General features: G+C 59.3%; 13 protein-coding genes. 7 read left to right on the forward strand and 6 right to left on the reverse strand.

The window, feature by feature from the left end; all coding sequences use genetic code 11:
- Nucleotides 1-234 precede the first annotated feature (234 nt).
- Nucleotides 235-669, forward strand: coding sequence for a YkgJ family cysteine cluster protein (locus A7317_RS01720; protein ID WP_069075085.1), 435 nt, complete (start codon nucleotides 235-237; stop codon nucleotides 667-669).
- 202 nt (nucleotides 670-871) lie between these two features.
- On the opposite strand, the gene typA is transcribed toward A7317_RS01720, so the two are convergent.
- Both typA and thiI read right to left on the reverse strand, forming a co-directional pair.
- Nucleotides 872-2,692 (reverse strand): translational GTPase TypA, encoded by a 1,821-nt coding sequence (typA, locus tag A7317_RS01725; protein ID WP_024072901.1) that lies wholly within the window; start codon nucleotides 2,690-2,692, stop codon nucleotides 872-874.
- Nucleotides 2,693-2,831: 139 nt separating this feature from the next.
- Entirely contained in the window at nucleotides 2,832-4,286 is a 1,455-nt protein-coding gene (thiI, locus tag A7317_RS01730; protein WP_024072900.1) for a tRNA uracil 4-sulfurtransferase ThiI, read from the reverse strand.
- Between the two features lie 333 nt (nucleotides 4,287-4,619).
- Between thiI and glnA the strand changes: the two genes are divergently transcribed.
- From glnA to ntrC, 5 genes are all read left to right on the forward strand, one after another.
- Complete coding sequence (glnA, locus tag A7317_RS01735) at nucleotides 4,620-6,026, forward strand: glutamate--ammonia ligase (RefSeq protein WP_024072899.1); 1,407 nt, start codon at nucleotides 4,620-4,622, stop codon at nucleotides 6,024-6,026.
- Nucleotides 6,027-6,145: 119 nt separating this feature from the next.
- Nucleotides 6,146-6,685, forward strand: a complete 540-nt coding sequence (locus A7317_RS01740) for a chorismate mutase (protein WP_024072898.1) — start codon at nucleotides 6,146-6,148, stop codon at nucleotides 6,683-6,685.
- Nucleotides 6,686-6,783: 98 nt separating this feature from the next.
- Nucleotides 6,784-7,209: a cupin domain-containing protein gene (locus A7317_RS01745; RefSeq protein ID WP_069075086.1), complete on the forward strand. Its 426-nt coding sequence runs from the start codon at nucleotides 6,784-6,786 to the stop codon at nucleotides 7,207-7,209.
- A 295-nt stretch (nucleotides 7,210-7,504) separates the two neighbouring features.
- Nucleotides 7,505-8,590 (forward strand): nitrogen regulation protein NR(II), encoded by a 1,086-nt coding sequence (gene glnL / locus A7317_RS01750; protein WP_024072896.1) that lies wholly within the window; start codon nucleotides 7,505-7,507, stop codon nucleotides 8,588-8,590.
- On the forward strand, nucleotides 8,587-10,023 hold the full coding sequence (ntrC, locus tag A7317_RS01755) for a nitrogen regulation protein NR(I) (protein WP_024072895.1): 1,437 nt from the start codon (nucleotides 8,587-8,589) through the stop codon (nucleotides 10,021-10,023). Before glnL ends, ntrC begins: the two co-directional genes overlap by 4 nt.
- Before the next feature lie 618 nt (nucleotides 10,024-10,641).
- On the opposite strand, the gene A7317_RS01760 is transcribed toward ntrC, so the two are convergent.
- Nucleotides 10,642-11,082, reverse strand: a complete 441-nt coding sequence (locus A7317_RS01760) for a hypothetical protein (RefSeq protein WP_069075087.1) — start codon at nucleotides 11,080-11,082, stop codon at nucleotides 10,642-10,644.
- On the opposite strand from A7317_RS01760, the gene A7317_RS01765 reads away from it, so the two are divergent.
- Complete coding sequence (locus A7317_RS01765) at nucleotides 11,081-11,536, forward strand: tRNA (cytidine(34)-2'-O)-methyltransferase (protein WP_010563141.1); 456 nt, start codon at nucleotides 11,081-11,083, stop codon at nucleotides 11,534-11,536. The genes A7317_RS01760 and A7317_RS01765 overlap by 2 nt on opposite strands.
- 126 nt (nucleotides 11,537-11,662) lie before the next feature.
- Here the strand turns inward: A7317_RS01765 and secB are convergent, their stop codons facing one another.
- The 3 genes from secB to A7317_RS01780 are packed head-to-tail and all read right to left on the reverse strand — an operon-like array spanning nucleotide 11,663 to nucleotide 12,854.
- Complete coding sequence (secB, locus tag A7317_RS01770) at nucleotides 11,663-12,142, reverse strand: protein-export chaperone SecB (protein WP_024072893.1); 480 nt, start codon at nucleotides 12,140-12,142, stop codon at nucleotides 11,663-11,665.
- A 42-nt stretch (nucleotides 12,143-12,184) separates the two neighbouring features.
- The gene (grxC, locus tag A7317_RS01775) at nucleotides 12,185-12,439 is read right to left on the reverse strand and encodes a glutaredoxin 3 (RefSeq protein WP_024072892.1); all 255 of its coding nucleotides are present in this window, start codon (nucleotides 12,437-12,439) and stop codon (nucleotides 12,185-12,187) included.
- 1 nt (nucleotide 12,440) lies between these two features.
- A complete protein-coding gene (locus tag A7317_RS01780) occupies nucleotides 12,441-12,854 on the reverse strand; it encodes a rhodanese-like domain-containing protein (protein WP_041160819.1) in 414 nt (137 codons plus the stop codon).
- Between the last annotated feature and the right edge of the window lie 51 nt (nucleotides 12,855-12,905).

Here is a 12,905-nt window from a genome sequence, read left to right on the forward strand (position 1 = left end):
GTGCGACCTCGGGCGAGATTGAAGGAGTTGCTAGAGCCTAGTCGGTCTGACAGACGGTGAAGGCTCTGGTTCGGCAGTTTTTTAACTCATTCACCTTTGCGCGAATTTAATGCAGGGGTCGTGCCCGATCTGCACTCGAACAGCCTTCGAGCTGAAAACCAGAAAATATTGTTCAAAAAACCATCAATCCCGGTATGATCGCGCGCCCGGATACCGCCCCACCTTGGAACCCTGATGAAGCCTCAACTGATCGCCGCCGCGGAACTCGACCGTCTCGAGACTTGGCAGAAATACTCCGCCCACATGTGCGGTGGCTGCGTGTCCAGCTGCTGCACGCTGCCGGTTGAGGTGAAGATCAAGGACCTGATCCGCATTGGCATCGTCGATGAATTCGAGCTCGGCGACCCGCCGAAAAACATCGCCAAGCGTTTGCAGAAGGAAGGCATTGTCGAACGCTACAACAACAAATCCGAGATTTTTACCCTGCAGCGCATGAGCAACAACGACTGCTTGTACCTGGATCGTAAGACGCGCTTCTGCACTATTTATGACAAGCGTCCGGATACCTGCCGCAACCACCCGAAAATCGGGCCGCGCCCGGGGTATTGCGCATATAAGCCGAAGGAAGTGGTGCGCGAAACCAAGTTCAAGACCCTCGATAAGTTCTGATCCAGGTTTTGCAGGGGGCTCAAGGGCCCCATCGGGGGCAAGCCCCCTCCCACACTGACCGCATTCCAAATAACTGTACTCGGTCAAATGTGGGAGGGGGCTTGCCCCCGATGAGGCCGGTACAGCCACCACAAAACCTGCAGACATAAAAAAACGCCCCCGGCCTTTCGACCGGGGGCGTTTTCATTCAGCCCGAGTTAACTCAGTTCTTGGCTTTCTTGGCAGCGCGGGTACGCTCGCCTTCGTCCAGGATCTTCTTACGCAGGCGGATCGACTTAGGCGTGACTTCGCACAGCTCGTCGTCCTGGATGAATTCCAGGGCCTGTTCCAGGGTGAAGCGAACAGGTGGAACCAGGGCGATGGTTTCGTCTTTACCCGAAGCACGCATGTTGTCGAGCTTCTTGCCTTTGGTTGGGTTGACGCCCATGTCGTTGTCACGGCTGTTCAGGCCAACGATCTGACCGTTGTAGATCTCTTGACCGTGTTCAACGAACAGCTTGCCACGCGCCTGGAGGGTTTCCAGGGAGTAGGTCAGCGCCTTGCCGGTTTCTACCGATACCAGAACACCGTTCTGACGGCCGGACATGTCGCCGGACTTCATGGTGTCGTAGCGATCGAAGATCGAGGTCAGGATGCCAGCACCGTTGGTCAGGGTCAGGAACTGGTTACGGAAACCGATCAGACCACGAGCAGGGATGTTGTATTCCAGACGCACACGGCCTTTGCCATCCGGCACCATGTTGGTCAGGTCGCCCTTACGCAGGCCCATCTCTTCCATGACCTTGCCCTGGGATTCTTCAGGGGTGTCGATGGTGACGTTTTCGAACGGTTCCTGCTTCACGCCGTCAACAGTACGGATGATCACTTCAGGACGACCAACGCCCATTTCGAAGCCTTCGCGACGCATGGTTTCGATCAGTACCGAGAGGTGCAGCTCACCACGGCCGGAAACCTTGAACTTGTCAGCCGAGTCGCCTTCTTCAACGCGCAGTGCAACGTTGTACAGCAGCTCTTTGTCCAGACGTTCCTTGATGTTACGGGAAGTCACGAACTTGCCTTCTTTACCGCAGAAAGGCGAGTCGTTTACCTGGAAGGTCATGGAAACGGTTGGCTCGTCAACGGTCAGAGGCTTCATCGCCTCGACAGTGTCCGGCTGGCACAGGGTGTCGGAGATGAACAGCGAGTCCATGCCGCTGACGCACACGATGTCGCCGGCGAAGGCTTCTTCAACGTCGATACGGTGCAGGCCGTGGTGGCCCATCAGCTTCAGGATACGGCCGTTACGCTTCTTGCCGTCGGCGCCGATAGCCACAACCGGGGTGTTCGGCTTGACGCTACCACGGGCGATACGGCCAACGCCGATAACACCCAGGAAGCTGTTGTAGTCCAGTGCCGAGATTTGCATCTGGAACGGACCGTCACGGTCAACCTTCGGTGGTGGAACGTGGTCAACGATCGCCTGGTACAGCGGGGTCATGTCTTCCGCCATGGCGGTGTGTTCCAGACCGGCAATACCGTTCAGGGCCGATGCGTAGATTACTTGGAAATCAAGTTGCTCTTCGGTAGCGCCCAGGTTGTCGAACAGGTCGAAGATCTGGTCCAGAACCCAGTCCGGACGCGCGCCTGGACGGTCAACCTTGTTGATGCACACGATCGGACGCAGGCCGGCTTCGAAAGCCTTCTTGGTCACGAAACGGGTTTGCGGCATAGGACCGTCTTGAGCGTCAACCAGCAGCAGAACGGAGTCAACCATCGACATTACGCGTTCTACTTCGCCGCCGAAGTCGGCGTGGCCCGGGGTATCCACGATGTTGATGTGGTAGCCGTTCCAGTTGATAGCGGTGTTTTTAGCCAGGATGGTAATACCGCGCTCTTTTTCCTGGTCGTTGGAGTCCATCACGCGCTCGTCGTTGAGCTCGTTGCGCTCCAGGGTGCCGGATTGACGCAAGAGTTTGTCTACCAGGGTGGTTTTACCATGGTCAACGTGAGCAATGATGGCGATGTTACGTAGATTTTCGATCACTTGTGTATCTCGATCAGAGGATTCGGTGTGCTGACAGGTCGTGGCAGCGATTAACAGTAGAGTCAGGCCTTGCCGTTACAGCTTGACGGCAGAGTCGGGGGGCCGGTGACGCAGGCCACAGGCAAACAGCCCCGGGCTCTTAGCTCGGTCGATAAACGCGCACATTGGCATGCCCCTCACTGAGCAAATGGTGGGCATGCAGGCGACTCATCACGCCTTTGTCGCAATACAGCAGGTACTGACGGCTGTTATCCAGTTCCTTGAAACGCGCGTTCAATGCATAGAACGGCAGCGTTTGTACGTCGATGCCAGCGATTTCCAGCGGCTCATCCTCCGCGGCATCCGGGTGACGGATGTCGATGACGATCTGGCCGGCCAGGGCTTCGCTGACTTCTTCGATCTGCACATCCTGGCCCAGTTCATCGATGACTCGATCGATCGGGACCAGCTTGGCGTTCTCGAGCGCACGCTCCAGAATCGCCATGTCAAACTGTTGTTCTTCGTACTCCACGCGGTTGCGCTTGGCGTGGGTCTTGGGGTTCACCGAGATGACCCCGCAATATTCAGGCATATGCTTGGCGAAATCAGCGGTGCCGATTTTTTCCGCCAGGTCGATGATGTCCTGCTTGTGGCTGGCGATCAGCGGGCGCAACACCAGCTTTTCGGTCACACAGTCGATCAGCGACAGGTTCGGCAGCGTCTGGCTGGAGACCTGGGAGATCGCTTCGCCGGTCACCAGCGCGTCGATCTGCAACTGATCGGCGATTCGGGACGCAGCGCGCAACATCATACGCTTCAATACTACGCCCATATGACTGTTATCGACTTTGCCGAGAATTTCCCCGAGCACTTCCTCGAACGGCACGCTCACAAATAGCACACGCTGGGAGCTGCCGTACTTCTTCCAGATGTAATGCGCGACTTCCATCACGCCCAATTCGTGTGCACGCCCGCCCAGGTTAAAGAAGCAGAAATGGCTCATCAGCCCGCGGCGCATGATCTGGTAGGCCGCCACCGTGGAATCGAAACCGCCAGACATGAGTACCAGGGTCTGTTCCAGGGCACCCAGCGGGTAGCCGCCGATGCTGTCGTGCTGGCTATGGATCACGAACAACCGTTGGTCGCGAATTTCCATGCGCACTTCAATTTGTGGCGCTTTCAAGGAAATTCCGGCTGCGCCGCACTCGCGACGCAGCTTGCTGCCGACGTATTTCTCGACGTCCATGGAGCTGAACGGGTGCTTGCCGGCACGCTTGCAGCGCACCGAAAAAATCTTCCCTTCCAGCTCATCACCGAAGTGCTGCTTGCACTTTTCGGTGATGTCGTCGAAGTCGCCCAGTGGATACTCGTCCACCTGCAGGAAATGCGCGATACCCGGCATGCAGCTCAGCCGTTCGGTCATGTCCTTCAAGGCTTTGGGGTCGGTCACGCGGGTTTCCAGCTCGAGGTTGTCCCACACGCCGTTCACCACCACAGCCGGGTCCAGATCGCGGAGCACGGCACGGATGTTCTTGGCCAACTGACGGATGAAACGCATCCGTACCGGTCGGCTCTTGATGGTGATCTCTGGGAAGACTTTAACGATTAATTTCATGGAAACAGCGCGCGCAGGGCCTGCCGAAAAAGGGGGGCGCGGATTATAGCGGAAATCGCTCAAGGTTTAACCAGTTAATATGCATTGAAGGTGATGCGCACCAAAACGGGTCATTTATGCAAATCGGCGCTACATTGCAGTGCGTTAATTATTCCATTTCGGCCGATTGCACCGTTATAGGGGCGATTTTGAGGCAGAAAGGCCATGTTGGCGCACTGGCATGCAATTTGCTCTCTTGTGAGGCAGGTTGCCATGGCGGAGTATCCGCGCCGGCATCACCCACATTCTAAGGGCTAACTCCACTACCCAGCCCGAAGCCACCCGGAGGACACCATGTCGAAGTCGGTTCAACTCATCAAAGATCATGACGTTAAATGGATTGATCTGCGCTTCACGGACACAAAAGGCACTCAGCACCACGTGACCATGCCGGCTCGCGACGCGCTGGATGACGCTTTCTTCGAAGAAGGCAAAATGTTCGACGGCTCCTCCATTGCCGGTTGGAAAGGCATCGAAGCTTCCGACATGATCCTGATGCCGGACGACAGCACTGCCGTGCTGGACCCGTTCACCGAAGACCCAACCCTGATCATCGTCTGCGACGTGATCGAGCCTTCGACCATGCAAGGCTACGACCGCGACCCACGTGCGATCGCCAAGCGTGCCGAGGAATACCTGAAGTCGACCGGTATCGGCGACACCGTATTCGTAGGCCCTGAGCCAGAATTCTTCATCTTTGATTCGGTCAAGTTCAAGTCCGACATCTCCGGCTCCATGTTCAAGATCTTCTCCGAACAAGGTTCGTGGATGTCCGACCAGGACGTGGAAGGCGGCAACAAAGGCCACCGTCCAGGCATCAAAGGTGGCTACTTCCCAGTTCCGCCATTCGACCACGACCACGAAATCCGTACCTCCATGTGCAACGCCATGGAAGAAATGGGCCTGGTCATCGAAGTGCACCACCACGAAGTGGCCACTGCCGGCCAGAACGAAATCGGTGTGAAATTCAACACCCTGGTGGCCAAGGCTGACGAAGTCCAGACCCTGAAGTACTGCGTACACAACGTGGCTGATGCCTACGGCCGTACCGCGACCTTCATGCCTAAGCCTCTGTACGGCGATAACGGCTCGGGTATGCACGTTCACCTGTCCATCGCTAAAGAAGGCAAGAACACCTTCGCTGGCGAAGGTTATGCCGGCCTGTCCGACACCGCCCTGTACTTCATCGGCGGTATCATCAAGCACGGTAAGGCCCTGAACGGCTTCACCAACCCGTCGACCAACTCCTACAAGCGTCTGGTTCCAGGCTTCGAAGCGCCGGTCATGCTGGCCTACTCGGCACGCAACCGTTCTGCCTCGATCCGTATTCCTTACGTGTCCAGCCCGCGCGCTCGCCGTATCGAAGCCCGCTTCCCGGATCCAGCAGCCAACCCATACCTGGCCTTCGCTGCTCTGGTCATGGCTGGCCTGGACGGTATCCAGAACAAGATCCACCCTGGCGACGCCGCCGACAAAAACTTGTACGACCTGCCGCCTGAAGAGGCCAAAGAGATCCCACAAGTGTGCGGCAGCCTGAAAGAAGCCCTGGAAGAGCTGGACAAGGGCCGTGCGTTCCTGACCAAAGGCGGCGTATTCAGCGACGACTTCATCGATGCCTACATCGAGCTGAAAAGCGAAGAAGAAATCAAAGTACGCACCTTCGTACACCCACTGGAATACGAGCTGTACTACAGCTGCTGATCCGGTAGCGCTGCTTGACGCAGCGTGATGAAAGAGGCCTCCTTCGGGAGGTCTTTTTTTGCCCGAATTTTATTAAACATGTGGGAGAGGGCTCGCCCCCTCCCACAAGGAGATCAGCCTTGAAACGTCGACTTGTATTTGCCCTGCTGTTCGTCACTACCAGTGCGAGCGCCGCGCCAGCCAGCCTTGAGCCATTGCTCAACAGCATCGCCGAACGCCTGGCCATCGCCGACCAGGTCGCCCTGAGCAAATGGGACAGCAAAAAGCCCGTAGAGGACAAGAAGCGCGAACAGGAGGTCATCGCCAGCGTCATCGCCCAGGCCCCCAACTACAAACTGGCGCCCGCCGCCGCCGAGCAATTTTTCTCAGCGCAGATAGAGGCGAACAAACTGGTGCAGTACACCCACCTGTCCGACTGGCAGTTCCAGGGCAAGGCACCCGATGACCCGCGCCCTGACCTGGTGAAGCAGATTCGCCCGCAGCTGGATCAATTGCAAAAACGCCTGCTGCAAGAACTGGCGGACTTCACCCCGCAACGCACCGACCAAAAGTGCCCGCAGTGGCTGGCCGAGGCGGTGCATGAGCCGTTGAACGAGCCGTTGCAGCAACTGGCGATGATTCGCGCCACTGCCGAGCTGTGTATCCACACAGGCGAATAACAGATGACACCCACATCATTTTAGGCCCCTTCCGGCATCCGTCCCCCAGAAAGCGATCGTAGCCTGACCGGCCACTCAGCGAACGGATGAAACCGACCATGGAAGCCCTCAAATGCTTGATCGCAACAGCGGCGTGTTTGGCTGCGCTAGGCTGCAGCAGCCAGCCCAAAGACGCCGTACAGATCGAAAAGGAAACCCTGCTGCAGAGCAGCGCATCATGGGACGGAACACCTTACGAGGCTTACCCCTCCGGCCCGCCGGAACTTACGCTGTTGCGACTCAAGATCCCGGCGAATACGCAGTTGCCCTGGCACAGCCACCCCATGCCGAACGCAGCGTATATCCTCTCGGGCGAGTTGATCGTTGAAACCCGTAAAGGCGGGCGGGCTCTCACCCTGACTCAAGGGCAAACCCTGGCCGAGATGGTGGGCACAGTCCATCGCGGCAGAACCGGAAGCACGCCAGTGGAGCTGCTGGTGTTTTACGCCGGCACCATGGGCATGCCGCTGTCCCAGCCGCATTGATAAAGTCCTGCCACCGAGATCGCTCTCGACATCGGCCGAGAACGATCTCTCATCACTTCCTGAACAACCTTCATAAAACCGCACTATATTGGTGCGACAACTTGCACCCTACCCACCTGCCCAGCCCATTTTGGTTCGAAACTTCCCGTTGAAGCTGGCAGAACGCCACAGTTTCGAGCCTTAAATCCTTATTTCAGGGGTTTAACGCTTCTTTTCGGAGCCTTGGTTTGGTTTTTGCATTTTCCTTGTATCAGCGTGTGCCTCAAGCCCGCGCCTTGCTCCAAAAGAGGTCCTGATGACCATCAGCGATGCACTGCACCGTTTGTTACTCGACAACCTGACGACCGCGACCATCCTGCTCAACGACGACTTGCGTCTTGAGTACATGAACCCGGCGGCGGAGATGCTCCTGGCCATCAGCGGCCAGCGCAGCCATGGGCAGTTCATCAGCGAATTGTTCACCGAGTCGGCCGAAGCCTTGAGTTCATTGCGCCAGGCGGTGGAGCAGGCACACCCATTCACCAAGCGCGAGGCGATGCTCACGGCCCTGACCGGCCAAACCCTGACCGTCGACTACGCCGTGACCCCGATCCTGAGCAACGGCGCCACCCTGCTGCTGCTTGAAGTGCATCCCCGCGACCGCCTGCTGCGCATCACCAAAGAAGAAGCCCAGCTGTCCAAGCAGGAAACCAGCAAGATGCTGGTCCGCGGCCTGGCCCATGAGATCAAGAACCCGTTGGGCGGGATTCGCGGTGCCGCGCAGTTGCTGGCCCGCGAGCTGCCGGACGAGCACCTCAAGGACTACACCAACGTCATCATTGAAGAGGCCGACCGCCTGCGCAACCTGGTGGACCGCATGCTCGGCTCCAACAAACTGCCGTCGCTGGCGATGACCAACGTGCACGAGGTGCTCGAGCGCGTCTGCCAGCTGGTCGAAGCCGAAAGCCAGGGCTGCATCACCCTGGTGCGCGACTACGACCCGAGCATTCCCGACGTATTGATCGACCGCGAACAGATGATCCAGGCCGTGCTCAATATCGTGCGCAACGCCATGCAAGCCATCAGCAGCCAGAACGAGCTGCGCCTGGGCCGCATCAGCCTGCGCACCCGCGCCCTGCGCCAGTTCACCATCGGCCACGTGCGCCATCGCCTGGTAACCAAGGTCGAGATCATCGACAACGGTCCGGGCATTCCTGCGGAACTGCAGGAAACCATCTTCTTTCCAATGGTCAGCGGCCGCCCGGACGGTACCGGGCTGGGCCTGGCCATTACCCAGAACATCATCAGCCAGCACCAGGGTCTGATCGAATGTGAGAGCCATCCCGGCCACACCACGTTCTCGATCTTTCTGCCTCTGGAACAAGGAGCCCCATCGACATGAGCCGTAGTGAAACTGTGTGGATCGTCGATGACGACCGTTCTATCCGCTGGGTCCTCGAGAAAGCCTTGCAACAGGAAGGCATGACCACCCAGAGCTTCGACAGCGCTGACGGGGTGATGAGCCGCCTGGCGCGCCAGCAGCCCGACGTGATCATCTCCGACATCCGCATGCCCGGCGCCAGTGGCCTGGACCTGCTGGCGCGGATTCGCGAACAGCACCCGCGCCTGCCGGTAATCATCATGACGGCGCACTCGGACCTGGACAGCGCTGTCGCGTCCTACCAGGGCGGTGCGTTTGAATACCTGCCCAAGCCGTTCGACGTGGACGAGGCGGTGGCGCTGGTCAAGCGCGCCAACCAGCACGCCCAGGAACAACAGAACCAGGAAGCGCCGCCAGCGCTGACCCGCACCCCGGAAATCATCGGCGAAGCGCCGGCGATGCAGGAAGTGTTTCGCGCCATCGGGCGCTTGAGCCACTCCAACATCACCGTGCTGATCAATGGCGAGTCGGGTACCGGTAAAGAACTGGTGGCCCACGCCCTGCACCGTCACAGCCCAAGGTCGGCCTCGCCGTTTATCGCACTGAACATGGCGGCGATTCCGAAGGACTTGATGGAGTCCGAGCTGTTCGGCCATGAGAAAGGCGCGTTCACTGGCGCGGCCAACCTGCGTCGCGGCCGCTTTGAGCAAGCCGATGGCGGTACGCTGTTCCTCGATGAGATCGGCGATATGCCGGCCGATACCCAGACCCGCCTGCTGCGGGTACTGGCGGACGGCGAGTTCTATCGCGTGGGCGGGCATACGCCGGTCAAGGTCGATGTGCGCATCATCGCCGCGACTCACCAGAACCTGGAAACCCTGGTGCATGCGGGCAAATTCCGCGAGGACTTGTTCCACCGCTTGAACGTGATCCGTATCCACATTCCCCGGATGTCGGACCGTCGCGAAGATATCCCGACCCTCGCTCGCCACTTCCTCAGCCGCGCCGCCCAGGAGCTGGCCGTGGAGCCGAAGCTGCTGAAAACCGAGACCGAGGAATACCTGAAGAACCTGCCGTGGCCAGGCAACGTGCGCCAGTTGGAGAACACCTGCCGCTGGATCACGGTGATGGCATCCGGGCGCGAGGTGCATATCAGCGACCTGCCGCCGGAGCTGTTGAGCCTGCCGCAGGACTCGGCCCCAGTGACCAACTGGGAACAAGCCCTGCGCCAATGGGCCGACCAGGCCCTGGCACGCGGCCAGTCAAACCTGCTGGACAGCGCCGTACCGGCGTTCGAGCGGATCATGATCGAAACGGCCCTCAAGCACACCGCTGGTCGCCGCCGCGATGCCGCCGTGCTGCTGGGCTGGGGCCGCAATACCCTGACTCGCAAGATCAAGGAACTGGGGATGAAGGTGGATGGTGGTGACGACGACGACGGCGATGAGGGCTGAGTCTCAGATCCACTGAAAATCCAATGTGGGAGGGGGCTTGCCCCCGATAGCGGTGGATCAGTCACATAGATGTCGACTGACACTCCGCCGTCGGGGGCAAGCCCCCTCCCACATTTGGACCTCCAAAGGCTTCAGAACCGTGCACCGCTTCAATGCACCATGAACCGGCATCGGGCATGGATCCGGCGCCTGAAACCGCAGAACCGCTGAAAAAAACCTGAACCCCGAAAACACCAAAGCCCCGTATTCCGGGGCTTTGCGCTTTCTGAAGATTTTTTTTGGCGCCACTTCGCGACTCTGGCACGCGCCCTGCAATAACCCTTGTACAACCCAGTTTCGGGGACCTTGGTACAGGCAGGCCGAGAATCCCCTCTTTACACCCGGGGTGCTTGATGCGAACCGCGTCGCGCTCCACACCGCTTTGGGGAACCTCGGTACAGGCAGGCCGGGGATTCCCTCTTTAACACCGAAGCCCTTGAGGCTTCACCCCGTTTTGGGAGCCCTGGTACAGGCAGGCCGGGAACTCCCTTCTTTACACCCGGGGCTTATGTGGCACAGCGCCCATAGCCCCAGCCCGTTTTGGGGACCTTGGTACAGGCAGGCCGGGGATTCCCTCTTTTATTGCTCTTGGAGATGGATCTCCAGCCGCCAGCGGCCTTCAGCCTTCTCCCCCGACCATTCCCCGCGCAACGGCCGAGCCGCCACCAGGTTCAGCAGCAGGCCAGCATCGGTCTTGCGTATGCGCCAGTTCACATCCTTGCCATTGACCTTGAGTTGCCCGCCGGCCGCCTTGCCCTGCGCGTCGAACAACAGCGCCACGGTGCCATCTACCTGCTCGCCGTGCAGCTTGGGCTCGCGGTTAAACCACACCAGCACGCCGTCCGCCGCCGGCTCGACCTGCAGCAACTCGACCGGGTCGGGGGTGGTCAGGCGACCGATCATCAGGCCCACCATCAGGCCGACAATCGCCAACGAGCCCAAAACCCTCGGCAATAGCTTCGGCCTGGGATCCTCTTCGAGGGTAGAATGCAGCGCATCTTTGCCTTCGGAGCCGTGCATGTTTCACGTCATCCTTTTTCAACCAGAAATTCCGCCGAATACCGGCAACGTTATCAGGCTGTGCGCCAACAGTGGCTGCCACCTGCATTTGATCGAGCCCCTGGGCTTTGACATGGACGACAAGCGCCTGCGCCGCGCCGGGCTGGATTACCACGAGTACGCCACCTTGCAGCGCCACGCCGACCTGGCCAGCTGCCTGGAAAGCCTGGGCCACCCAAGGCTGTTCGCGTTTACCACCAAGGGCTCGCGGCCGTTCCATGATGCCAGTTTTGCCGAAGGCGACGCATTCCTGTTCGGCCCGGAAAGCCGTGGCCTGCCGGCCGAGGTACTCGATGCCCTGCCTGACGGGCATCGCCTGCGCTTGCCGATGCGCGAAGGTTGCCGCAGCCTGAACCTGTCGAACACCGTGGCCGTTGCTGTCTACGAAGGCTGGCGCCAACTCGGTTTCAAGTAACACACACAGCAAATGTGGTAGGGGGCTTGCCCCCGATAGCGGTGGATCAGTCACATAGATGTCGACTGACACTCCGCCATCGGGGGCAAGCCCCCTCCCACATTGGGTTCTGCGTCGGGTTCGAGATTACTGAACCGTCGACGCGCCTTCCTGTTGCATGCGCTGCAGCTCTTGAGCGTACAGGGCATCGAAGTTCACCGGAGCCAGCATCAGCGCAGGGAACGAACCACGGGTAACCAGGCTGTCCAGGGTCTCGCGGGCATACGGGAACAGGATGTTCGGGCAGAACGCACCCAGGGTGTGGCTCATGGACGCCTCGTCCAGGCCCTGGATCAGGAAGATACCGGCCTGTTGCACTTCAGCGATGAAGGCCACTTCTTCGCCATTCTTGACGGTGACCGACAAGGTCAGCACGACTTCGTGGAAGTCGCCTTCCAGTGCCTTTTGACGGGTGTTCAGGTCCAGGGCAACGCTTGGGGTCCATTCCTGGCGGAAGATAGCCGGGCTTTTCGGCGCTTCGAACGACAGGTCACGCACGTAGATGCGCTGCAGCGAGAACTGTGGGCCTTGGGCTTCTGCTGCTTCGGTATTCTGTTGGTCAGTCATCGCAGATCCTTCTTGATCTTGGGGTCTTTTAGGGGTTGGGAGTCAGACGTGCAGCAGCGCATCGAGTTTACCGGAGCGCTCCAGGGCGAACAGGTCATCGCATCCACCGACGTGCCGGGTGCCGATCCAGATCTGCGGAACGGACGTGCGCCCCGCCTTCTGGGCCATTTCGGCACGCACCTGGGGCTTGCCGTCGACCTTGATCTCTTCGAAGGCAACACCCTTTTTCTCCAGCAAAGCCTTGGCTCGCATGCAGTAAGGGCACCAATCGCTGGAATAGACGACAACCTGGCTCATATCACTTCACCAGCGGCAGGTTATCGGCGCGCCAGCTGCTGATACCACCAGACAGCTTGGCCGCAGTGAAACCGGTCTTGAGCATTTCGCGGGCGTGGGTGCCGGCGTGCTGGCCTTGGGCGTCGACCAGGATGATGGTCTTGGCCTTGTGTTTTTCCAGCTCGGCCAGGCGCGCAATCAGCTTGTCCTGCGGAATGTTCAGGGCGCCGACGATATGGCCGGTGGCAAAATCCTTGGCCGGGCGGATATCCACGACAATCGCCTCATCCTTGTTGACCAGCGCGGTCAGCTCCGACGTGCTCAGGCTGCGGCCACCGCGGCTCATCTCGTGAGCGATCAGCAGCGCCAGCAGGATGACGAAGGCACCCGCGAGCAGATAGTGGGCAGTGGCAAATGCAATCAGGTGATCAACCATCAAGGAGGTTCCAGGGCGTTAAAATGGCGGTAAGTATACACAGCCGCCAGG

It is taken from the genome of Pseudomonas fluorescens (genome assembly GCF_001708445.1).
GTDB classification, from domain to species: Bacteria; Pseudomonadota; Gammaproteobacteria; order Pseudomonadales; family Pseudomonadaceae; genus Aquipseudomonas; species Aquipseudomonas gorinensis.